Annotated in this window: 18 protein-coding genes and 1 tRNA gene; 11 read left to right on the top strand and 8 right to left on the bottom strand. The window is 67.8% G+C overall.

Going from position 1 to position 20,872, the window contains the following annotated elements:
• Window positions 1-51: 51 nt before the first annotated feature.
• The 4 genes from guaB to guaA are packed head-to-tail and all read left to right on the top strand — an operon-like array spanning window position 52 to window position 4,790.
• On the top strand, window positions 52-1,512 hold the full coding sequence (gene guaB, locus EPN98_RS20405) for an IMP dehydrogenase (protein ID WP_293364772.1): 1,461 nt from the start codon (window positions 52-54) through the stop codon (window positions 1,510-1,512).
• Window positions 1,513-1,544: 32 nt separating this feature from the next.
• Window positions 1,545-1,952, top strand: coding sequence for an MAPEG family protein (locus tag EPN98_RS20400; RefSeq protein WP_293364771.1), 408 nt, complete (start codon window positions 1,545-1,547; stop codon window positions 1,950-1,952).
• A gap of 4 nt (window positions 1,953-1,956) precedes the next feature.
• A complete protein-coding gene (locus EPN98_RS20395) occupies window positions 1,957-3,234 on the top strand; it encodes an RsmB/NOP family class I SAM-dependent RNA methyltransferase (protein WP_293364770.1) in 1,278 nt (425 codons plus the stop codon).
• Window positions 3,231-4,790, top strand: a complete 1,560-nt coding sequence (gene guaA / locus EPN98_RS20390; protein ID WP_293364769.1) for a glutamine-hydrolyzing GMP synthase — start codon at window positions 3,231-3,233, stop codon at window positions 4,788-4,790. The genes EPN98_RS20395 and guaA overlap by 4 nt, the downstream gene beginning before the upstream one ends.
• A gap of 13 nt (window positions 4,791-4,803) precedes the next feature.
• Here the strand turns inward: guaA and EPN98_RS20385 are convergent, their stop codons facing one another.
• Window positions 4,804-5,583 (bottom strand): methyltransferase, encoded by a 780-nt coding sequence (locus tag EPN98_RS20385; RefSeq protein ID WP_293364768.1) that lies wholly within the window; start codon window positions 5,581-5,583, stop codon window positions 4,804-4,806.
• Window positions 5,584-5,930: 347 nt separating this feature from the next.
• Between EPN98_RS20385 and lon the strand changes: the two genes are divergently transcribed.
• The 4 genes from lon to EPN98_RS20365 all read left to right on the top strand — a co-directional run bounded on the left by lon (window position 5,931) and on the right by EPN98_RS20365 (window position 11,085).
• Complete coding sequence (lon, locus tag EPN98_RS20380; protein WP_293364767.1) at window positions 5,931-8,327, top strand: endopeptidase La; 2,397 nt, start codon at window positions 5,931-5,933, stop codon at window positions 8,325-8,327.
• Window positions 8,328-8,524: 197 nt separating this feature from the next.
• The gene (locus tag EPN98_RS20375; RefSeq protein ID WP_293364766.1) at window positions 8,525-8,800 is read left to right on the top strand and encodes an HU family DNA-binding protein; all 276 of its coding nucleotides are present in this window, start codon (window positions 8,525-8,527) and stop codon (window positions 8,798-8,800) included.
• Between the two features lie 277 nt (window positions 8,801-9,077).
• Window positions 9,078-9,659 carry a TMEM165/GDT1 family protein gene (locus EPN98_RS20370; RefSeq protein WP_293364765.1) on the top strand — a complete coding sequence of 194 codons (582 nt, stop codon included), beginning with the start codon at window positions 9,078-9,080 and terminating at the stop codon, window positions 9,657-9,659.
• A 25-nt stretch (window positions 9,660-9,684) separates the two neighbouring features.
• The gene (locus EPN98_RS20365; protein ID WP_293364764.1) at window positions 9,685-11,085 is read left to right on the top strand and encodes a peptide MFS transporter; all 1,401 of its coding nucleotides are present in this window, start codon (window positions 9,685-9,687) and stop codon (window positions 11,083-11,085) included.
• Window positions 11,086-11,088: 3 nt separating this feature from the next.
• On the opposite strand, the gene EPN98_RS20360 is transcribed toward EPN98_RS20365, so the two are convergent.
• Window positions 11,089-11,165: transfer RNA gene (locus EPN98_RS20360), tRNA-Val, on the bottom strand.
• Window positions 11,166-11,204: 39 nt separating this feature from the next.
• Between EPN98_RS20360 and EPN98_RS20355 the strand changes: the two genes are divergently transcribed.
• The 3 genes from EPN98_RS20355 to EPN98_RS20345 all read left to right on the top strand — a co-directional run bounded on the left by EPN98_RS20355 (window position 11,205) and on the right by EPN98_RS20345 (window position 15,000).
• Entirely contained in the window at window positions 11,205-12,077 is an 873-nt protein-coding gene (locus EPN98_RS20355; protein ID WP_293364763.1) for an alpha/beta hydrolase, read from the top strand.
• Window positions 12,077-12,988 (top strand): aldo/keto reductase, encoded by a 912-nt coding sequence (locus tag EPN98_RS20350; protein WP_293364762.1) that lies wholly within the window; start codon window positions 12,077-12,079, stop codon window positions 12,986-12,988. The genes EPN98_RS20355 and EPN98_RS20350 overlap by 1 nt, the downstream gene beginning before the upstream one ends.
• An 89-nt stretch (window positions 12,989-13,077) precedes the next feature.
• Window positions 13,078-15,000 (top strand): NAD(P)/FAD-dependent oxidoreductase, encoded by a 1,923-nt coding sequence (locus EPN98_RS20345; RefSeq protein ID WP_293364761.1) that lies wholly within the window; start codon window positions 13,078-13,080, stop codon window positions 14,998-15,000.
• Between the two features lie 17 nt (window positions 15,001-15,017).
• Here the strand turns inward: EPN98_RS20345 and EPN98_RS20340 are convergent, their stop codons facing one another.
• From EPN98_RS20340 to EPN98_RS20315, 6 genes are read right to left on the bottom strand one after another with little or no spacing between them, the layout of a single operon-like run.
• Complete coding sequence (locus EPN98_RS20340; protein WP_293364760.1) at window positions 15,018-16,028, bottom strand: DUF2891 domain-containing protein; 1,011 nt, start codon at window positions 16,026-16,028, stop codon at window positions 15,018-15,020.
• Window positions 16,012-16,962, bottom strand: coding sequence for a DUF979 domain-containing protein (locus EPN98_RS20335; RefSeq protein ID WP_293364759.1), 951 nt, complete (start codon window positions 16,960-16,962; stop codon window positions 16,012-16,014). The genes EPN98_RS20340 and EPN98_RS20335 overlap by 17 nt, the downstream gene beginning before the upstream one ends.
• Window positions 16,959-17,627: a DUF969 domain-containing protein gene (locus EPN98_RS20330; protein WP_293364758.1), complete on the bottom strand. Its 669-nt coding sequence runs from the start codon at window positions 17,625-17,627 to the stop codon at window positions 16,959-16,961. The genes EPN98_RS20335 and EPN98_RS20330 overlap by 4 nt, the downstream gene beginning before the upstream one ends.
• A gap of 59 nt (window positions 17,628-17,686) precedes the next feature.
• Window positions 17,687-18,514 carry a 16S rRNA (adenine(1518)-N(6)/adenine(1519)-N(6))-dimethyltransferase RsmA gene (gene rsmA, locus EPN98_RS20325; RefSeq protein ID WP_293364757.1) on the bottom strand — a complete coding sequence of 276 codons (828 nt, stop codon included), beginning with the start codon at window positions 18,512-18,514 and terminating at the stop codon, window positions 17,687-17,689.
• Window positions 18,515-18,521: 7 nt separating this feature from the next.
• Window positions 18,522-19,529 carry a 4-hydroxythreonine-4-phosphate dehydrogenase PdxA gene (pdxA, locus tag EPN98_RS20320; protein WP_293364756.1) on the bottom strand — a complete coding sequence of 336 codons (1,008 nt, stop codon included), beginning with the start codon at window positions 19,527-19,529 and terminating at the stop codon, window positions 18,522-18,524.
• On the bottom strand, window positions 19,526-20,869 hold the full coding sequence (locus EPN98_RS20315) for a peptidylprolyl isomerase (RefSeq protein ID WP_293364755.1): 1,344 nt from the start codon (window positions 20,867-20,869) through the stop codon (window positions 19,526-19,528). Before EPN98_RS20315 ends, pdxA begins: the two co-directional genes overlap by 4 nt.
• Between the last annotated feature and the right edge of the window lie 3 nt (window positions 20,870-20,872).

The raw sequence follows: 20,872 nt of genomic DNA, 5'->3' as shown, positions 1-20,872 counted from the left end.
GCTCCTCACGGCGCCGAGCCCCTATACGCGGATCGCAAAATGGAGAGTCGCATGGAGATCCGAGAAGGTCTCACCTTCGACGACGTTTTGCTCGAGCCCGGCCCGTCCGACGTCATGCCCACGCAGGTGGACGTCTCGACCCGGTTCACGCGCGAAATCAGTCTGAATATCCCGCTCGTGTCCGCGGCCATGGACACCGTCACCGAGAGCCGGCTAGCCATCGCCATGGCCCAGTCGGGCGGCATCGGCGTGCTGCATCGGAACCTGACCGTCGACGAGCAGGCCGACCAGGTGCGCGAAGTGAAGCGCTACGAAAGCGGCATGGTCATCAATCCGCTGACTATTGGACCCGAGACCACCCTGGGAGAGGTTCGCCAGATCAAGGCGCGTCGGCACATCTCGGGCTTCCCGGTGGTCGACCACAACGGGCGTCTCTGCGGCATCCTCACCAACCGCGACATGCGCTTCGAGGGCAGCGACGCCACGCCGGCCAAGTCGGTGATGACGCATGAGGGTCTGGTCACCGTCCGCGAAGGCGTCAGCCAGGCCGAGGCGCGCGACTTGCTTCGGCGCCACAAGATCGAGCGGCTGATCGTCGTCGACGATGACTACCGCGCTGTTGGCCTGATCACCGTCAAGGACATGGAGAAGTCCCAGGCTCACCCGTTCGCAGCCAAGGACGCCCAGGGCCGCCTGCTGGTCGCCGCCGCCTCGACGGTGGGTGACGCGGGTTATGAACGCTCGATGGCGCTGGTGGACGCGGGTGTGGACGTCGTCGTGATCGACACGGCTCACGGCCACAACAGCTCGGTCGCCGACGCCGTCGCCAGGGTGAAGCGCGAGACCAACCGCGTACAGATCGTCGCCGGCAACGTCGCCACCTACGACGGCGCCCGCGCGCTGATCGACGCCGGCGCCGATGCGGTGAAGGTGGGCATCGGGCCGGGCTCCATCTGCACCACGCGGATCGTCGCCGGCGTGGGCGTGCCCCAGCTGACCGCCATCGCCGATGCGGTGCGCGCGGCCAAGGACAGCGATGTGCCGATCGTCGCCGACGGCGGCATCAAGTATTCGGGCGATCTGGCCAAGGCGCTCGCCATGGGCGCCTCGGTGGCCATGATGGGTTCGGTGTTCGCCGGCGTCGACGAGGCGCCGGGCGAGGTGTTCCTGTACCAGGGCCGGTCCTACAAGTCGTACCGCGGCATGGGCTCGGTGGGCGCCATGGGCCAAGGTTCGGCCGACCGCTACTTCCAGAAGGACGTGAAGGACGCGCTGAAGCTGGTGCCTGAGGGCATCGAAGGCCAAGTCCCCTACAAGGGACCGATCGCGCCGATCCTGCACCAGATGGTGGGCGGCCTGCGCGCGGCCATGGGCTATGTCGGCGCGCCCGACCTGGCGCTGTTCCGCGAGCGCGCCCGCTTCATCCGCATCACCGGCGCGGGCCTGCGAGAGAGCCACGTCCACGACGTGATGATCACGCGGGAAGCGCCGAACTATCCGAGCGCTGTCTAGGGTTCACGCCCGGGCGAACGTGGGAGGCTGGAATGGTGGGTGAGATGGCTGTGGAGCTGAAGCTCCTCGGCGCGGCGATCGTCGTCGGGCTGGTCCAGCTGCTGTGGGCCGCCGCGGCGGCGCGCGCGCATCAGGGCGACCTGAAGTGGGCCGCCGGCCCGCGCGACACGCCCATGCCGTTGGGCGGCGTGGCGGCGCGGCTCGAACGCGCCTTCTGGAACTTCGCCGAGACGTTCCCCTTCTTCGCCGTCGCGGTCCTGGCCTGCGCCTTCGCGGGCAAGCTCGGGACCGATCTGACCGTCTGGGGCTCCGGCCTCTATGTCGCCGCCCGCGCCCTCTATGCGCCGCTCTACGCCTCGGGAATCCCGACCATCCGCACGCTGGTCTGGCTCGCGGCGATGGCGGGGCTCGTGATGGTGCTCGTGGCCCTCTTCAGGTGAGTTGATGCGCGACGGCGGACGTCTGACGGCGGCCATTGAGGTTCTGACCGAGATCGAGACGCGGCATAAGCCCGTCCGCCTCGCCATGAAGACCTGGGGTGAAGGCGCCCGCTATGCGGGTTCGAAGGACCGCGCGTTCATCTCGGGACTGGTGCTCGACGTCCTGCGCCGTCGGCGTTCGCTGGGCTGGCAGATGGGCGACGACAGCCTGCGCGCCGCCGTCCTGGCCACGTTGCATCTGCATTGGGGTTGGCCGCTCGACCGGCTGGCCGAAGCCGCGGGCGACGAGGTGCATGGCCACGGACCGCTCACCGAAGCCGAACGCGCCGCTCTGGCCGCGCCGCGTGACCTTGCTGACGCGCCGCCGGCGGTTCGTGGCGACTATGCCGACTGGCTCGAGCCGGCCTTCACCCGCGCCTTTGGCGAGAACCGGGCGGAGGAGGGCGCTGCCCTGGCGGAGCGCGCGCCGGTGGACCTTCGGGTCAACACGATCAAGACCGATCCGGCCCGAGCGCTGAACGCGTTGAAGACGTTCGACGCCCTGCCGCCGGGCCTCATGCCCAACGCACTGCGCGTCGCGGCGCCGGCCGCCGCGGATCGGGGCGCCGCCATCGAGGCCATCCCACAGTTCTCGAAGGGCTGGTTCGAGGTCCAGGACCTGGGTTCCCAGGTGGCCGCGGCGGCGGCGGGCGACGTGAAGGGCAAGCAGGTGCTCGACCTTTGCGCCGGCGGCGGCGGCAAGACGCTGGCGCTGGCGGCCGCCATGAACAACACCGGCCAGATCTATGCCTACGACAGCGACGCGCGCCGCCTGACCGACACGATCCGTCGCGGCGATCGCGCCGGCGTTCGTAATCTGCAGGTCCGCACGCCGCTCAATCCCGAGCCGCTGAAGGACCTCTTGGGCAAGATGGACGTCGTGTTCATCGACGCGCCATGTTCCGGAACCGGCTCCTGGCGCCGTCACCCCGACACCAAGTGGCGGCTGACTCCTGACACGCTGGCCAAGCGGCAGAAGGACCAGGATCAGGTGCTCGACGACGGGGCGACGTTCACCAAGGCCGGGGGACGTATGGTCTACGTGACCTGCTCCGTGCTGCCCGAGGAAGACGAGGACCGCGTCGAGGCCTTTCTGGTCCGCAACACGGCCTTTGCGCGCCGTCCGGCCGCCTGGGCGCCCGAACTCGAACCCTTCGTGACCGCCGCGGGCGACCTGCGGCTGACCCCCCGAACCTCGAATACCGACGGCTTCTACGTCGCGGTCCTGGAGAAACGCACTTGAGCCCGCCCGCCCACGAAAAGGTCCTGATCGTCGACTTCGGCAGCCAGGTGACTCAGCTCATCGCGCGGCGGCTGCGCGAGGCGGGCGTCTATTGCGAGATTCACCCCTACGACAAGGTTGAGGGCATGCTGGAGGCTTTCGGGCCCAAGGCGATCATCCTGTCGGGCGGCCCGGCCAGCGTTCACGAGGCGCACAGTCCCGCGGCGCCCCAGAAGGTGTTCGAGCTCGGCGTGCCGGTCCTGGGCATCTGCTACGGCGAGATGACCATGTGCGCTCAGCTGGGCGGGGCGGTGGAGGGCGGCCACGACCGCGAGTTCGGCCGCGCCGAGATCAGCATCGAGCGGGAGTCGCCGTTGCTCGAGGGGCTGGGCGCCCTGGGCCACACCGAAACGGTCTGGATGAGCCATGGCGACAAGATCACGGCGATCCCGCAGGGCTTCGATGTGGTCGCGACCTCGCCTGGCAGTCCCTATGCCGTGATCGCCGACGAGGGACGCCGCTTCTATGGCATCCAGTTCCACCCCGAGGTGGTTCACACGCCGCGCGGCGCCCTGATCCTGCGCAACTTCACCCACCGCATCGCCGGGCTGACGGGCGACTGGACCATGGCCTCCTACCGCCAGGAGCAGGTCGAGAAGATCCGCGCCCAGGTCGGCGACGCCAAGGTGATCTGCGGCCTCTCAGGTGGAGTCGACAGCTCTGTGGCCGCCGTCCTGATTCACGAGGCCATCGGCGAGCAGCTGACCTGCGTGTTCGTCGACACCGGCCTCCTGCGCAAGGACGAGGCGACCCAGGTCGTCACCATGTTCCGAGATCACTATAACATTCCGCTCGTACACGTTGATGCAAGTGATCTTTTCCTGGGGGAGCTGGCGGGCGTCACGGATCCCGAGACCAAGCGAAAGACCATCGGCCGGCTCTTCATCGAGGTGTTCGACAAGGAGAGCGCCAAGATCGAAGGCGCCGCGTTCCTGGCCCAGGGCACGCTCTATCCCGATGTTATCGAGAGCGTGTCGCCCACCGGCGGGCCCTCGGCCGTCATCAAGAGCCACCACAACGTGGGCGGCCTGCCCGACTACATGAAACTGAAGCTGGTCGAGCCGCTGCGCGAGCTGTTCAAGGACGAGGTCCGCGCCCTGGGTGTCGAACTTGGCCTGCCGCCGGCCTTTGTCGGGCGCCACCCGTTCCCCGGCCCGGGCCTCGCCATCCGCATCCCGGGCGAGATCACCCGCGAGAAAGTGGCCGTGCTGCAGCAGGCCGACGCCATCTACCTCGACGAGATCCGCAAGGCCGGCCTCTACGACAGGATCTGGCAGGCCTTCGCGGTGCTGCTGCCGGTGAAGACCGTCGGCGTCATGGGAGACGCCCGCACCTACGAGGACGTCCTGGCCCTTCGCGCTGTCACCTCGACAGACGGCATGACCGCCGACTTCTTCGAGTTCCCCTGGGAGGTCCTGGGTCGCTGCGCCACCCGGATCATCAACGAGGTGAGGGGCGTGAACCGCGTCGTCTACGACGTGACCAGCAAGCCCCCCGGCACCATCGAGTGGGAATAGGGCGTCGGCGCGGCTAGGCCTTCGGCTTCCTGAACTTCAGCACGAACTGGTCGGTCTTGCCGCGGATCGACTTGTCGAACACGTCGGACGTGCGCGGGTCGGCCGGGTTGGCCAGGAGCTGGCTCTCATCCTCCAGAACGAAGCCGGCGGCGGTCACCTGTTGCTTGACCGTGTCGACGTCGATCCGGTGCAGGGTGTCGGTCTCCTTCATGCCCGTGCCGGGCCGGCCCGAGTGGTCGATGATCACATAGAGGCCGCCGGGCTTCAGGGCCCTGAACACCGCCGCGTTCAGCACCGCCGGATCGACCTTGCCCATGAAGGGGTCGGGATAGTCGTGGTAGTTCTGCGACGTGAAGACGAGGTCCAGCGGCTCAGGCGCGCTGAACGCGTTGGCCGGCTGGGTCATCACGACAACGTTGGTGAACGGCGCCGTCGCGGCCATCTTCCGCATCACGTCGGAGTCCGGCTTGGAGACCTTGTCGTATTCGTCGGGCCACACCGCGAAGACCTTGCCGGTCGGGCCCACCGTCAGGCTGAACAGGCGGGTGAAGTAGCCGCCGCCCGGGATGAGGTCATAGACCCGCTGGCCCGGCTTCACCTCGGCGAAGGCCACCAGCTCGGGCCCGTGCCGGGTCGCGTCCTTGGCCACGTCGGCCGTGCGCGCCGGATCGGCGGCGATACTCGGAGCCGGGGCCGACGCCGGGGGCGCGGTCGCAACCGGCGCCGCGGACTCGGACTTGGAACAGCCAGACGCCAGGGCGGCGGCGAGGGCGACGGTCAGGATCGGGCGCATCGGCAGCCTCCTTCGAACGTGATCGCGGCCGAGGCTAAGCTACTCGCGCAGCCCCGCCGACAGCCTTGAGACCAACGGGCGTATTGCCTATCTCAACGGCGTGAGTGGATTCTGGCCCTTTCGCCATCCGTGTCCAAATCCGTCGACTGAACATCAGAGGCGAATGGACGCAGTGTCGCGCACCTCTTGCGTGATCCTTGAAAGGCCTTGGAAACCGTCCACATAAATCATCGAGCAAGCCGCCGGGCATCGGCGGACGGGTCGTCCGACTCAAGCGCATCGTTTGAGTGACCGCGATCCGGCAGGGCGAGCTGCCACAAAAGGGGCCCGCCAGGAGTTAGAGCAATATGTCTGAGATCAAGATCCTGCCGATCCTGCCGTTGCGGGACATCGTGGTCTTCCCACATCAGCCGGTGCCGCTCTTCGTGGGCCGGGAGAAATCCGTCAGGGCGCTCGAAGAGGCCATGCGGGCGGAAGGCAAGCAGATCCTTCTGGCCACTCAGAAGGACAAGGACGACGACGATCCGTCGCCGAACGCCATCTATGACGTGGGCGTGGTCGCCACGATCCTGCAGCTGCTGAAGCTGCCCGACGGCACCGTGAAGGTGCTGGTCGAGGGCAAGGCGCGCGCCGGCATCACGAAGTTCACCGGCCAGGGCGAGTGGTACGAAGCCGAAATCGCCATGGTTCAGGAGGACGGCGCGGGTTCGCCTGAGGCCGAGGCCCTGAGCCGCGCCGTCATCGAGCAATTCGAAAACTATGTGAAGCTGAACAAGAAGGTCCCGCCCGAGGCGCTGGCTGCGATCCCGCAGATCGACAACCCGTCGGAACTGGCCGACCGCATCGCCGGCCACCTGAGCGTCAAGATCGCCGAGAAGCAGCAACTGCTCGAGGTCTTCAACGTCGTGAAGCGTCTGGAGAAGGTCTACGCCCTGATGGAGGGCGAGATCTCGGTCATGCAGACCGAGAAGAAGATCCGCAACCGCGTGAAGCGGCAGATGGAGAAGACCCAGCGCGAGTACTATCTGAACGAGCAGATGAAGGCGATCCAGCGCGAGCTGGGCGAGCAGGACGACCATCGCGACGAGCTGATCGAGCTCGAGAAGCGCATCAAGAAGACCAAGCTCTCGAAGGAAGCCCGCACCAAGGCCGAGGCGGAGCTGAAGAAGCTGCGCAACATGAGCCCGATGTCGGCCGAGAGCACGGTCGTTCGGAACTACCTCGACTGGCTGCTGTCGATCCCGTGGGGCAAGGCCAAGCAGAAGCCCATCGATCTGCAGAAGGCTGAGGACATCCTCAACGAGGACCACTACGGCCTCGACAAGGTGAAGGAGCGGATCCTGGAGTACCTCGCGGTGCAGAGCCGCGTCGGCAGCCTGAAGGGCCCGATCCTGTGCCTCGTGGGCCCGCCCGGCGTTGGCAAGACCTCGCTCGGCAAGTCGATCGCGAAGGCCACCAGCCGCGAATTCGTTCGGGTCTCGCTGGGCGGGGTGCGCGACGAGGCCGAGATCCGTGGCCACCGCCGCACCTACATCGGCTCGATGCCGGGCAAGGTCATCCAGTCGATGAAGAAGGCGAAGACCACCAACGCCTTCTTCCTGCTGGACGAGATCGACAAGATGGGCAGCGACTGGCGGGGCGATCCGTCGTCGGCGCTGCTCGAGGTGCTGGACCCCGCGCAGAACTCGACGTTCGGCGACCACTATCTGGAAGTCGACTACGACCTGTCGCCGGTGATGTTTGTCACCACGGCCAACTCGCTCAACATGCCCCAGCCGCTGCTGGACCGCATGGAGATCATCCGCATCCCCGGCTACACCGAGGACGAGAAGGTCGAGATCGCCAAGCGGCACATCCTGCCGAAGCTCACCAAGGACCACGGCCTGAAGCCGGAAGAGTTCTCGGTGCCCGAGGAATCGATCCGTGAGCTGATCCGCTACTACACGCGTGAAGCGGGCGTGCGGAACCTCGAGCGCGAGCTGGGCAATCTGGCGCGCAAGACGGTCCGTGACCTGGGCCGTGAGAAGCTGCTTTCGATCACGGTCGACGGCGAGCGGCTCGAGAAGTACGCGGGCGTCAAGAAGTACCGCTATGGCGAGACGGACAAGGAGGACGCGGTCGGCATCATCACCGGCCTGGCCTACACCGACTTCGGCGGCGACATCCTGACGATCGAAGCCGTGAAGATGCCCGGCAAGGGCCGCATGTCCATCACGGGCAACCTGAAGGACGTGATGAAGGAGTCGATCGCGGCGGCGAACAGCTATGTGCGCAGCCGTGCGACCAAGTTCGGGATCGAGCCGCCTTCGTTCGAGCGGACCGACGTGCACATCCACGTGCCCGACGGCGCCACGCCCAAGGATGGTCCGTCCGCCGGCGCGGCCATGGCCACGGCGATCGTCTCGGTGCTGACGGGAATTCCGATTCGCGCCGACATCGCCATGACCGGCGAAGTCACTCTGCGGGGTCGGGTGACGGCCATCGGCGGCCTGAAGGAGAAGCTGCTGGCGGCCCTGCGGTCAGGCGTGAAGACGGTGCTGATCCCGGAAGAGAACGAAAAGGATTTGGCCGACATCCCCGAGAACGTGAAGTCCGCGATGGAGATCATCCCGGTCAACACCATGGACGAAGTGCTCGCCAAGGCGCTCGTCCGCCAGCCGGTGGCGATCGAGTGGACCGAACCCGTGCCGGTGGCCGTGGCGGTGGATGATTCGGACGGGTCCGACGCGATCGGGATTCACTAGTTCGAAAGGCGGGTATCCCCGGTAGCTCAAAGCCGCCGGGGATCAAATTCTGTGACAACGCGCGGCGCGGGAGGGATTCCCGCGCCGCTGCCGTTTGACGGTTCCGCTTTGTCATGCGTGAATTCGAACAAGGCGTAGGGGGCGCGGCCCAAGACCTTCCACGCCAAAGATAGAATTGGGCTGGGAGAAAACACACCATGACGAAGGCCGAACTTGTCTCGGCGATAGCCGACAAGGCGGGTCTCAACCGGGCGCAGGCCAAGGAGGCGCTGGACGCCTTCATCGCCTCCGTCTCCACTTCGCTCAAGGCGGGTGATGAGGTTCGTCTCGTCGGCTTCGGGAGCTTTGTGCCCGTCAAGCGGGCTGCGGGTGTCGCGCGCAACCCTCGCACCGGCGAGAAGGTGAAGCGTCCAGCCACGCAGACCTGCCGATTCCGCGTAGGCGACGCGCTGAAGAGCACGCTGAACAGCTAGGGCGTATCGACAGAAAGAAGGGGCGGCCGCTCGTCGCGGCCGCTCTTTTCGTTTGGACGGCCGCACGCTGGCAGGTTAGGAGAGCCGCCTCTTCGGGGAGTAGCCGTCCGCGCGACAGCGGAGCCCGCGTCAACAAACTTGGCCCTTCGGGACCATGGCGCGTGCGGCAGGCCTTCGGGCCTGGATTGGCGAGACCGGCGATGCAGCCTCCATAGCCTACGGGCGCGGCGGGGGTCTTGCGTCGTCGTGTCGAACGCCGCGTCCCGGAGTATCCGCCTTGGAAGCCTTCCTCGTCTCAACCGGGCTCGTCGCTGTCGCCGAGATTGGCGACAAGACCCAGCTGCTCGCCATGGTCCTGGCCGCGAAGTTTCGGCGGCCTGTCCCGATCATCCTGGGCATCCTCGTCGCCACCATCCTGAACCACACCGGCGCGGCCGCCCTGGGCTTCGTGGTCGCCCGCTGGCTGAGCGGCCCGACGTTCCAGATTCTGGTGGGCGCGGGCTTCATCGCCATGGCCCTATGGGCGCTGGTTCCCGACAAGGATGACGAGGGCGCCGCAAACCGGGCGGCGGGCGGTGTCTTCCTGACCACGGCCGTCGCGTTCTTCCTGGTGGAGATCGGCGACAAGACCCAGATCGCCACGACCCTGCTGGCCGCGCGTTTCCAGGATATCGCGGTGGTGGCGGCCGGCACCACGCTGGGCATGATGATCGCCAACGTCCCGGCGGTGCTGCTGGGCGAGGCCGCCACCCGGATCGTGCCGCTGCGCTACGTCCGCGTCGGGGCTGCCCTCATCTTCCTGATCCTCGGGGCATGGGTGCTGGCGGCAGCCTTCCTAAAGCCCGGCATTTCCTTCTAAGGTTCGGCGGGGTTTGGAGAATCTTATGGCGCCCACGACGGTGAGGGACGGGGACAGGGCTTTCTTTGGCCACCCGAAGGCTCTGGGCTACCTGGCTTTCACCGAGGCCTGGGAGCGGTTCTCCTACTACGGCATGCAGGGCCTGCTGGTCCTCTACATGACCAAATCGCTGCTGCTGGCCCCGCACGTCGATCAGATCTGGGCCTTCGAGGGCTTCAGGGCCGTCATCCAGCTCATCTACCGGCCCGGCCCCTCGACCCAGGACGTCGCTTCGACGATCTTCGGCATGTACACCAGCCTCGTCTATCTTACCCCGATCCTGGGCGGTCTCCTGGCTGACCGGCTGCTGGGCAAGACGCGCACGATCGTCCTGGGCGCCCTGCTGATGGCCGCCGGCCACTTCCTGATGGCTTTCGACCAGACGTTCCTGCTGGCGCTCCTGTGCCTGGTTCTCGGCACCGGTTGCTTCAAGGGAAACATCGCGGGCCAGGTGGGTTCGCTGTACGCCGAAAAGGACCTCCGGCGGGCGGACGCCTTCCAGATCTTCTATCTGGCCATCAACGCGGGCGTGATCGCGGCTCCGCTGGTGGCCGGCACCCTGGGCGAGAAGGTGGGGTGGCACTATGGCTTCGGCGCGGCCGGCATCGGCATGCTTCTGGCCCTGGTGATCTACCTCTGGGGCCGCCGCCACCTGCCGCCCGAGCCGATCGTGCGCCGCGCCGACCGCGTGGAGCGTCCCAAGCTCACGGCCCACGACTGGCGCGTGGTGGCTCTGCTGGTCCTGCTGATCCCCGTGCTGACCGCTTCGGTGCTGTGCAACCAGCAGATCTTCAACGCCTACTTGGTTTGGGCCGACACCAGCGTCGATCTGACCCTCATGGGCGACAAGGTGCCCACGACCTGGCTGATCAGCCTCGACAGCATCGTCTCGGTCAGTTTTCTCGCCATCATGGTGGTCTTCTGGCGGCTCTGGGCCACCCGCTTCAAGGAGCCGGACGAGATCGGCAAGCTGACCATCGGCGCCTTCGTGTCGGTCACAGGCGTGGCGTCGCTCGCCGTGGGATCGATGATCGCCGAGGCGAACGGGACCCAGGTCAGCATCTGGTGGTGTGTGCTGTTCCACGTCCTCAACAGCATCGCGTTCGCCAACATGCTGCCGGTGTCGCTGGCGCTCTATGCGCGCGCCGCGCCGGCGGCGATCACCTCGACGATCATCGGCATCTACTACCTGCACCTGTTCGCCGGGAATCAGACGGTCGGCATCCTGGGCACGCTTCTTGACGACCTGGGCGCGAGCCGGTTCTGGCTGATGCACACGGCGATCGCGGCAGGCGCGGCGGTGGTGTTCCTGATCGTGGGCCGGTTCTTCTCGCCGCTGCTGAGCCCGGCTGCGATCGGGGCGGGACGCGAGGCGCCTGCGGCTTGACGATGGTGGGCGGCGACGGGTTCGAACCGCCGACCCCCTCGGTGTAAACGAGGTGCTCTAACCAGCTGAGCTAGCCGCCCTTGGCGCGTTCTACTGCCTCAACAGGAGCCCATTGCGCAATGCGCTGGAGAGCCGCGATCATCCTTCTCATGTGCGCCACATCAGCCCAGGCGGCTCCCGCCACCGTCGACGACTACATGGGCCAGCCTCAGGCCAAGGCCGACGCGCGGATCGCCTACGGTCCCGCGGCGGCCCAGGTGGTCGAGTTGTTTCTGCCCAAGGGGAAGGGGCCGCATCCGGTCGTGGTGCTGATTCACGGCGGCTGTTTTCTGGCCGAGTACCAGGGCCTGTCCCAGACCAGCGGCATCGCCGCCGACCTGGCCGGCCGCAGCTACGCCGTCTGGAATGTCGAGTATCGCAAGCTGGGCGAGGACGGCGCCGGCTATCCGGGCACATTCCAGGACGTCGCCGACGCCGTTGACCGGATTCGCACCGAGGCGCCCACGTACCGGCTCGACACTCGGCGAGTTGTGGCCGTTGGCCATTCGGCCGGAGGGCATCTTGGCCTCTGGGCGGCGTCGCGCGGCAAGTTGCCCAAGAACAGCCCGCTCTGGCGCGACAGGCCCCTGAAGATCCGCGCGGTCGTCAGTCTGGGTGGGATCGGTGACCTCAAGGCGCACGCCGGCGTTTTCTCCGGCGCCTGCGGGCCGACGATCTCTCAGATCGCCCCGCCTAGGACCTACGCTGAGACCTCGCCGGGCGAAATGCTGCCCGCCGGCGCCGCGGTGACGATGATCCATGGGGAGTTAGACCATGTCATGCCGCCCGAGACCGGCCAGGACTACGCCGCCAAGGTCCGCGCCTCGGGCGACGCGGCGGAGGCTATCGAGATCAAGGGCGTCGGCCACTTCGACCCGGTGATCCCGACGACCGATGCCTGGAAGACCGTCGTGGTCCCGGCCATCGAGCGCGCCTTCGGCCAGCATCGCTGATGCACTATCGCCCGCTTGGCCGCACCGGGCTGACCGTCTCGGAGCTGGGTTTCGGTTGCGCCAGCTGGTGGGGCAAGCCGCGCTTCGACGAGGGGACCGCATTGGGTCTTGTCCACGAGGCGATCGACCTGGGGGTCACGCTCTTCGACACCGGGGCCAGCTACTCGGCGGGCGAGGCCGAGCCGCGCCTCGGGCGGGCGCTGAAGGGCCGCGACGTCTCGAAGCTGGTCATCGCCACGAAGGCCGGCACCTACCATGCGGGCGGCGGCCGCATCGCCCGCGACATGACGCCTGGGGCCATCGTCGCCAGCGCCGAGCGCAGCCTGCGGAACCTTGGCCTCGAGACCCTGGGCCTGCTTCAGCTCCACGGGCCGTCCGCCACCGAACTGGACGATGAGATGCAAGCGGCGCTTGAGAGCCTGAAGGCGAGGGGCGTGGCGCAGGCCATCGGCCTCAACAGCTTCGACCCCGAGGTGATCGACCACGCGATCGGCCTTCCGGTCATCGACGCGGTCATGGTCGACTACAACGTTCTGCGGCCCGAGCGTGAACCCCTGATCGCCCGCGCCGCTGCGGCGGGGAAGGGCGTGCTGGCGGGCATGCCCCTGGCGATGGGCCATACGCGGCCGCTGCTGGCGCGGCTCAGGGGGCCACAGGACCTCTGGTATGCCGCCCGCGCCCTCGCCAAGCACGGGGACGAACTTCGCCGCGGCCGTCGCTTCGGCTTCCTGCACCGATTGCCGGAATGGTCAGGGTCCCAGGCGGCCTTGGCGTATGTCCTGGCCAACCCGGACGTCAGCGCCGCCGTCTTCGGCGCCACGCGCCTGTCGCACCTGCACGAAAACCTCCAGGCGTCGGGCCGCGAACTGCCTGCGGAGGTCATGGCCAGGATACGGTCTGCGCAAACCTAAGTCCCTGACGCGACGTGAGGACTTCCGCCGCGCGCCGCCCGCGGGCATGCTGGTTTCAGAACAATGATAACCTAGGGCAGGAACGGCAGATGGCAGTTGCGCGCGCGGACATCGAAGAGGCCCTCAAGGAGGCCCACCTCCCGGCGCTGATGGCCGCCCTCGTACAGATGACGGGCGACCTCTCCTGGCTCCGCGCCGAGTGGACGCCGGTCTACAATCCGCTGTCGCGCGGCGACACGGGCCTGCCCGAGGAGGTCCAGGCCGATATCCGCAGGCGCGCCGCCGAGGCCATCGAGGCGTACCTTGGCGGCAAACCCCTGCAGATGCTGCGTCCCGACCACGCCACGATCTGCAAGCAGATGGACTTCGTGGCCGGCGCGCCGATCCCGGAGCAGTACGTCGACTTCCTGGTGGATGAACTGGTGCTCGAAGAGCGCAGCACCAAGGATCCGCACTTCGAAGCGCCGAACCTCCAGCAGGCCGCCCGGAAGATGAAGGTCCTGGTGGTGGGCGCTGGCATGTCGGGCCTGCTCACCGGCATCCGGCTGAGCCAGGCCGGCGTGCCGTTCGAGATCGTCGACAAGAACCCCGACGTCGGCGGCACCTGGTTCGAGAACACCTACCCGGGCTGCCGGGTCGACAACTCCAACCACATGTACAGCTACTCGTTCGAGCCCAACCACGCTTGGCCGCAGCATTTCTCGCCCCAGCCCGTGCTGCTGGAGTACTTCCGCGGGATCGCCAAGAAGTACGACCTGAAGAAGCACATCCGCTTCGAGACGCTGGTCGAGACCCTGGCCTGGGACGAGGGCCGGAACGTCTGGCGCGCCACGCTGAAGGGTAAGGACGGCAAGACCGAGGTGGTCGAGGCCACCGCCGTGGTCACCGCCGTGGGCCAGCTGAACCGCCCACGCTTCCCCGACATCGAGGGATTGGGCGCCTTCGAGGGCCCCGCGTTCCATTCGGCCGAATGGCGCCATGACGTCGATCTCAAGGGCAAGCGGGTCGCGGTAATCGGCACGGGCGCCTCGGCCTACCAGTTCGTGCCTGAAATTGCGCCAGACGTGGCCAAGCTGACGGTGTTCCAGCGCAATCCGCCCTGGGGCCTGCCCGTGCCGCACTACCACGAGGATGTGCCCGAGGGCGTGAAGTGGACGCTCGAGCACGTGCCCTATTACGACAAGTGGTACCGGTTCTGGCTCTTCTGGATGACCACCGAGGGCTTCCTGCCGATGGTGAAGTCCGACCCGGCCTGGAACGCGACCGACTCGGTCAGCGGCGAAAACGCCATGCTGCGGGCGATGGCCACAGAGTCCTACCGGACCCAACTCGCCGATCGCCCCGACCTGCTGGAAAAGGTCACGCCCAGCTACCCCATCGGCGGCAAGCGCTCGGTGCTGGACAACGGCGTGTGGCTGGCGGCGCTGAAGCGCGACAACGTCGAGCTGGTCACCGACAAGGTCGTGAAGATCACGCCGAAGGGCGTGCTGACCGCCGATGGCAAGGAGCACGAGGTGGACGTGCTGATCTACGGCACCGGCTTCCAGGCCTCGAACTTCCTGTCGTTCCTCAAGATCAAGGGCCGGGGCGGGCGCGACCTGCATGAGACCTGGGGTGGCGACGCGCGCGCCTATCTGGGCATGACCCACCCGGGTTTCCCCAACCTGTTCACGATCTATGGGCCCAACACCAACATCGTCGTGAACGGCTCGATCATCTTCTTCTCGGAGTGCGCCGTCCGCTACATCGTGGGCTGTCTCAAGCTGCTGGGCGAGACCGGGGCCGCGGCCATGGAGCCGAAGCAGGCGGTCTACGACGAGTTCAATCGCAAGGTCGACGAGGCTAACGCCGGCTGGGCCTGGGGTTCGCCCAACGTTTCGAGCTGGTACAAGAACGCCTTCGGACGGGTCAGCCAGAACTGGCCCTTCGGCCTGATCGACTACTGGCGCGCCACGCTGGCGCCCAACCCGGACGACTACGTCCTGGAGCGGACGCCCGAACCGGTGGCCTGACTGGGCGGCGGGTCCGGCTAGGGCGCCAGCAGGGCCAGCAGGGCAAACGACGCCAGCCAGTGCTCACCCATGTAGTCGCCTGCCACATGGGGCAAAGCCACAGCCAGGTGCGCGTTGGCCGCACGTTCGGCGGCCTCGCGGGCGGGATTGGCGGCCGGCAGGCCCGATGCGATCTCGCGCCAACACCAGGCCCTGGAGAGGTTCAGGCCGTCCAGGTGGGCGATCTTGCCATCGGTGCGGTCGCTGACGGTCGCAGGACTGAACAGGCTGGCCGGACGGCGATCTCCGGCCAGCGGCAGATAGTTGTCGAACCAGCGACGCCACTCTTCCTGCGGCAGCAGCCGTCGCAGGCAGACGGCGGTCATCAGGGTCGGCGACAGGAAGTCGTCCTGCGACGGCTCCCAGGCCTGGGCGGCGCGGTCGTCACGGTGCCAGCGCCGCGCCTTGGTCTCGAACATGTCGAACAGTTCGGCGTCGCCGGTGGCGCGGGTGTAGTCGCTGGCCAGCGCCAGCGCGAAGCTCGTTGAGGAATGGACTCCTGTCCGGATGGGATAGGTTGCGAGCGGCAGGAAATCCCGGAACCGCTGCGCGAACGCGTCGGCCAATGGTCGCAGGGTGGCCGACCAGGGCGCGTCATGCGCCAAGAGCTCGGCCTGCAGCTTCAGCAGCCAGGCCCAGCCGTAGGGCCGTTCGAAGCCCCGGGACGCGGGGCGCAGGACATAGGCGGTCTCCACGGCCACCTTTGCGGCCGTGAAGCTGTCATCGAACAGCGGGCGGATGTCGGCCGCTTCGGGAAGGTCCGGGTGCAGCCGCAGCACGGTCGCCAGGGTCCAGTAGCCATGGACGCAGCTGTGCCAGTCGAAGCTGCCGAAGAAGATCGGATGCTGCGCGCGCGGGCCCTTCACGTCGCCCGGCCCGGTCAGGACGGTGTCCATCTTGTTGGGGAACTCGCGCCCGACGTGGCGCAGCGCGATGCGGGCGAACTTCGACGCCAATTCCGGCGTCAGGCGGTCAGAAGGCAAGGACATACATCAGGATCACATTGGCGATGAGCAGGGGGAGCGCCGTCGGAATCTGCGCCTTGATGACCGCATAGCGGTCGGGCAGTTCCAGCAGCGCGGCGGGCACCAGATTGAAGTTGGCGGCCAGCGGGGTCATCAGCGTGCCGCAGAACCCCGACAACATCCCGATCGAGGCGACTACTGCAGGATCGCCACCGAACTGCTTGATCAGGATCGGCAATCCGATCCCGGCGGTCATCACCGGGAAGGCCGCGAAGGCGTTGCCCATGATCATCGTGAACCCCGCCGTGCCCAGGCAGTAGACAGCGACGGCGGTCAGCCGGGCGTCCATCGGGATGTAGCTGGTCACCAGCTGGCCGATCAGCTCGCCCACGCCCGCGATGGCGAACACCGCGCCCAGGGCCGCCAGCATCTGGGGCAGCAGCGCCGCCCAGCCCACGGTGTCCATCAGCCGCCGGCCCTCCTGCAGCGGGCTCATCAGCGGCTGGCGCAAGAGGATGAGGCCGACGCCCACGGCGATCACCGCGGCCAGGGCCAGGGAAATCAGTGTCGCTTGCTTGGGATCGAGCAAGGGTGCGCCGCCGATCGTCGCCGGCTTCAGCACCAGCACGCCGAACGCGACGACGACCGGCAGGGTCAGCGCCGGGATGAACAGCTTTTCCCCGAACCGCTCGGCCAGCGCCTGGCGCTCCTCCCGTGAGGTCGTGGCGGGTTCGCCTAGGCCCAGCAGACCCAGGCCCGCGATCAGGGCCAACGCCAGCACAAGCACGCCGTTGCCCAGGTCGCCGAGATAGTCTCCCGCGAGGAAACTGGCGGCGACCAGGGCCCAGAAGGCGGCGTTGCCGAAGCGCTTCCGGTTGTTGCGATCCATCGCGCTGAGAACGGCGAACGCGCCGAAAACCAGGCCCGCCAGGACATAGACCGCGCCCAGCTTGATCATGCGCCGGCCCTCGCTCGGAGCTTGCGGTCGAAGACGAGCAGCCGGCCGCCGTGGATCAGGAACGCCACGATCGCCGTCGGAATCGCCCAGATCGACAGGTGGATCGGGTCGATCGTGATACCCGCGGTGGCCAGGAAGCCCACCATCAAGAGGATCGAACCGATAGCGATGAAGATGTCCTCGCCGAAGAAGAGGCCGATGTTGTCGGTGGCCGACGCCATGGCGCGCGTGGCCTGTCGGGTTTCGGCGTTAAGGGGGCCCGTGCGGGCCTCCACCGCGCCCTCTGCCATCGGGGCCACCATGGGCCGGATGCTCTGGGCGTGGCCGGCGATCGAGGTCAGACCCAGCGCCGAGGTGATCTGTCGAAACGCCAAGTAGACGATCAGGAAGGGGCCGACCGATACGCCCTTGAACCGGCCGATCAGGGTGCGGGCCCGCTCCTGCAGGCCCGCCCGCTCCACCACGCCGATCACCGGCAGGATCAGATAGGCGGCGCTGACGAAGCGGTTCTCATTGAACGCCTTTCCGAACGCCTTGAGCACTTCGACCGGCGAAAGCCCGGCGGCGAGGCCCGTGATGAAGGCGGCGATCACCACCACGAGGAGCGGGTTCAGCCGAATGGCGAAGCCGACCACCACGGCCGCCACGCCCAGTAGCGTCAGCATTGCAGCTCCCCCGTCCCCTGATCCGCCTTGGCGAATCCGCGACCATAGTGGGCGACGGTCTAGCGGTGCGCCAGCCAGGCGTCGGCCAGGGCCAGGAAGCCCTCGACCGGGATCACCTCTGCGCGGGCCTGCGGGTCGATGCCGGCGTCCAGGATCAGGCTCTCGCCGCCCATCAGCTTGAGGCTGGAGCGCAGCATCTTGCGGCGCTGTCCGAAAGCGGCGGCCGTGATCTGCTGGAGGGCGTCGAGGCGCTCCGCGCTGGGCCGTTCCACGTGGGGCTCCAGCCGTACCACCGCCGAGTCCACCTTGGGCGGCGGCGTGAAGGCCCGCGCCGGCGCGTCCAGCACCCGCTGGGCGCGGCAGGTGGCCTGGACGATGACCGCCAGGCGGCCGTAGGCGTCGTCGCCTGGTCCCTCGGTGATGCGGTCGGCCACCTCGCGCTGGAACATCAGCGTCATAGAGGCTGGCGTCCACGGCCCGGTCAGCCACTTGATGAGCAGCGGCGTGCCGACGTTGTAAGGCAGGTTCGAGACGATGTGCGCCGGCTGGCCGCCCGCGATCGCCGCCTCGTCAGCCTTCAGCGCGTCGTCGAACACCAGGGTCAGGCTGGGCGCCACCGCGGCCACCTCGGCCAGCAGCGGCTGGAACCGCTCGTCCTTCTCGATGGCCGTAACCTTCGCGCCGGTTTCCAACAGCGCCCGCGTGAGGCCGCCGGGGCCGGGGCCCACTTCGATCACGTGATCGCTTTCGCCCACCTGCGCCAGCCGCGCGATCTTGCGCGTCACATTGAGGTCCAGCAGGAAGTGCTGCCCGAACGCCTTCTTGGCCCAGAGACCGTGCGACTCCAGCGCGTCGCGCAGGCTGGGAAGGGTGTCGAGGCCGCTCACGTCAGGCTCATCGGGGGCGGCGCTCAGCGATCTCGGCGGCCAGCCGGATGGCGGCGATCAGGCTGTCGGGTCGGGCGATCCCGCGGCCGGCGATGTCGAAGGCGGTGCCGTGGTCGGGCGAGGTGCGCACGATGGGCAGGCCCAGGGTCACGTTCACGCCACCCCAGAAGTCCAGCATCTTCACCGGGATCAGCGCCTGGTCGTGATAGAGGCACAGCGCAGCGTCATAGGTGGCGCGCACCTCGGCCGGGAACATGGTGTCGGCCGGGTAGGGGCCCTTGGCGTCAACGCCCAGCTCGCGCAGCGCCCTGACGGCTGGCTCCACCAGCCTTACTTCTTCCTGCCCGATCGTTCCGCTCTCGCCCGCGTGGGGGTTGAGGCCGGCCACCGCGATCCGGGGCGCGGCGATGCCAAAGTCGCGCTGCATGGCCTGGGCGGTGACGAGACCCGCATGGACGATGGCGTCGAGAGTCAGCTTGTCCGCGACCCTGGCCAGCGGCTCGTGCACGGTCACCAGCGTGGCGCGCAGGTCGGCGGCCGTCAGCATCATGATCGGTCCGCGCGCGCCCTCGAACCTAGCTGCGGAGGTCAGCTCGCCCAGAAACTCGGTGTGGCCGGGAAACTTGAAGCCGGCGGCGTAGAGCGGCGCCTTGGCGATCGGCGCCGTCACCACGCCCGAGACTGCCCCGGAGAGGGCGAGGCCGACCGCCGTCTCGATCCACTGGATGATCGCCCCGGCTGCCGCGGGCGAGGGTTGGCCCGCCACGACCGGGGTCGTCAACGGCAGATCCAGGATGGGGATCGCGTCCGCGAAGACGGCTTCGACCTCGTCGGGCGACGAGATCGTGCGCACGGCGTCGCAATCGCCGTTCGCGGCCGAGGCCACGGTCCGCGCGTCGCCGACCACGAAGAAAGGGGTCCGTTCGAGCCGGAGCGCCCGCCATGCCTTGACGACGATCTCGGGGCCTATGCCAGCCGGATCGCCGAGGGTGAGGGCGAGCGGCCCGGTCTTCACCGGGTCTCGATGGTGGCCGAGTTGCGCAGGTCGCGCATGTAGCGACGCGCGATCATGCTCAGTTGCTGGCCGCGCAGACGGCGCTCGATCTGCTCCTTGTCGGCGATGCCGCCGCCGGCCGCGCGCCGGGCGCATACCGCCACGAGGTGCAGGCCGGCCGAGGTGCGGATGGGGTCTGAGACCTCGCCGACCTTCAGCTTCTTCGCCGCGTCCTGGAACTGCGGCGCCAAGTCGGCGACTTCGGCCTCGCCCAGGTCTCCGGCCACCACGCCAGGCAGCTTGGCCGCGGTGGCTTCCAGCGTGGCGCAGTCCTTGATCTGCGGCTTCAGGCCCGACAGCTTTGCGCGGGCGGCGGCCTCTTCGTCGGCCGACGCGCCCTGGGCCAGGGCCACGGCCGCCTGTTTCAGGTTCACCAGCTCGGCGCTGCCGCCAGCGCGCTTGTCGCGCAGGTAGAGGATGTAGACGCCGTCGCGCACCTGGATCGGCTGCGACAGTTGACCCGGACGCATCTGCTCGAGGACCGCCTCGACCTCGGGCGGCATCTCGCCGGGGCTGACCCAGCCAGCGTCGCCGCCGTTGGCCGCTGTGGGCAGGGCCGAGAACTGGCGGGCGACCGAGGGGAAAGGTGCGCCCTGCTGCATCTGTTGCACCAGCTGAGCGGCGCCGGCCATGGCCTGCTGCATGCCGCCCACGCGGTTGGCGTCGATCAGCACTTCGCCGATCTGGTACTGCGGCTTGCTGGCCTGAGCCGCCAGCAGGGCCTGGGCCGCGGCGATCTGGTCGTCGCCCACACGCAGGCGCGAGCCGTAGCGGCCCTGGATCCATCGGCCCCAGCTGATCTGGGCCCGCAGCTGCTGGCGCAAGGTGTCGGCGCCGATGCCGCGCGAGGCCAGGTAGGCCAGGAACTGGTCCCGGCTCATGTTGTTCTGCTTGGCCATGTCGTCGATGTCTTCGTTGACGTCATTGTCGTCAGCGACGATGTCGATCTTCTGCTCTTTCTCGACACGGCGCAGTTCCTGGAACTGCAGGTGCTCGTCCACCAGCGAAACCAGCGCCTCGCGCTGGAACTGAGGCAGGTTCTCCTGGGTGGGCTGCACGCCCGACGTGGCGATCAGCAGGCGCATCCGCTGGCCGAGGTCGTAGGTCGATACGATGTCGTCGTTCACGACGGCGGCGACGGATTCCGAGAGACCCTCAGGGGCGGCGCGAGCGGGCGCGGCCGGAGCGTCGGCCGGAGCCGTGCCGACCACCTCCGGCTGCTGGGCGAGCGCGTGTGGCGCGCCGAGCGCACAAACGAGGATCGCGCCAAGCGCCGCAGAGCCTGACAGTAGACGCTTCATGGG

The organism is Phenylobacterium sp., from assembly GCF_004299445.1.
Lineage (GTDB): Bacteria > Pseudomonadota > Alphaproteobacteria > Caulobacterales > Caulobacteraceae > Phenylobacterium.
Note: the sequence above shows the minus strand (reverse complement) of the source record. Positions and strands in the feature narration are given on the sequence as shown.

What these genes read in the sequence shown, in the direction of transcription:
- guaB (WP_293364772.1), top strand. Translation starts at nt 52, where the DNA reads ATGGAGATCCGAGAAGGTCTCACCTTCGACGACGTTTTGCTCGAGCCC.
- EPN98_RS20400 (WP_293364771.1), top strand. Translation starts at nt 1,545, where the DNA reads ATGGTGGGTGAGATGGCTGTGGAGCTGAAGCTCCTCGGCGCGGCGATC.
- EPN98_RS20395 (WP_293364770.1), top strand. Translation starts at nt 1,957, where the DNA reads ATGCGCGACGGCGGACGTCTGACGGCGGCCATTGAGGTTCTGACCGAG.
- EPN98_RS20385 (WP_293364768.1), bottom strand. Translation starts at nt 5,583, where the DNA reads ATGCGCCCGATCCTGACCGTCGCCCTCGCCGCCGCCCTGGCGTCTGGC.
- lon (WP_293364767.1), top strand. Translation starts at nt 5,931, where the DNA reads ATGTCTGAGATCAAGATCCTGCCGATCCTGCCGTTGCGGGACATCGTG.
- EPN98_RS20375 (WP_293364766.1), top strand. Translation starts at nt 8,525, where the DNA reads ATGACGAAGGCCGAACTTGTCTCGGCGATAGCCGACAAGGCGGGTCTC.
- EPN98_RS20365 (WP_293364764.1), top strand. Translation starts at nt 9,685, where the DNA reads ATGGCGCCCACGACGGTGAGGGACGGGGACAGGGCTTTCTTTGGCCAC.
- EPN98_RS20355 (WP_293364763.1), top strand. Translation starts at nt 11,205, where the DNA reads ATGCGCTGGAGAGCCGCGATCATCCTTCTCATGTGCGCCACATCAGCC.
- EPN98_RS20350 (WP_293364762.1), top strand. Translation starts at nt 12,077, where the DNA reads ATGCACTATCGCCCGCTTGGCCGCACCGGGCTGACCGTCTCGGAGCTG.
- EPN98_RS20345 (WP_293364761.1), top strand. Translation starts at nt 13,078, where the DNA reads ATGGCAGTTGCGCGCGCGGACATCGAAGAGGCCCTCAAGGAGGCCCAC.
- EPN98_RS20340 (WP_293364760.1), bottom strand. Translation starts at nt 16,028, where the DNA reads ATGTCCTTGCCTTCTGACCGCCTGACGCCGGAATTGGCGTCGAAGTTC.
- EPN98_RS20335 (WP_293364759.1), bottom strand. Translation starts at nt 16,962, where the DNA reads ATGATCAAGCTGGGCGCGGTCTATGTCCTGGCGGGCCTGGTTTTCGGC.
- EPN98_RS20330 (WP_293364758.1), bottom strand. Translation starts at nt 17,627, where the DNA reads ATGCTGACGCTACTGGGCGTGGCGGCCGTGGTGGTCGGCTTCGCCATT.
- EPN98_RS20315 (WP_293364755.1), bottom strand. Translation starts at nt 20,869, where the DNA reads ATGAAGCGTCTACTGTCAGGCTCTGCGGCGCTTGGCGCGATCCTCGTT.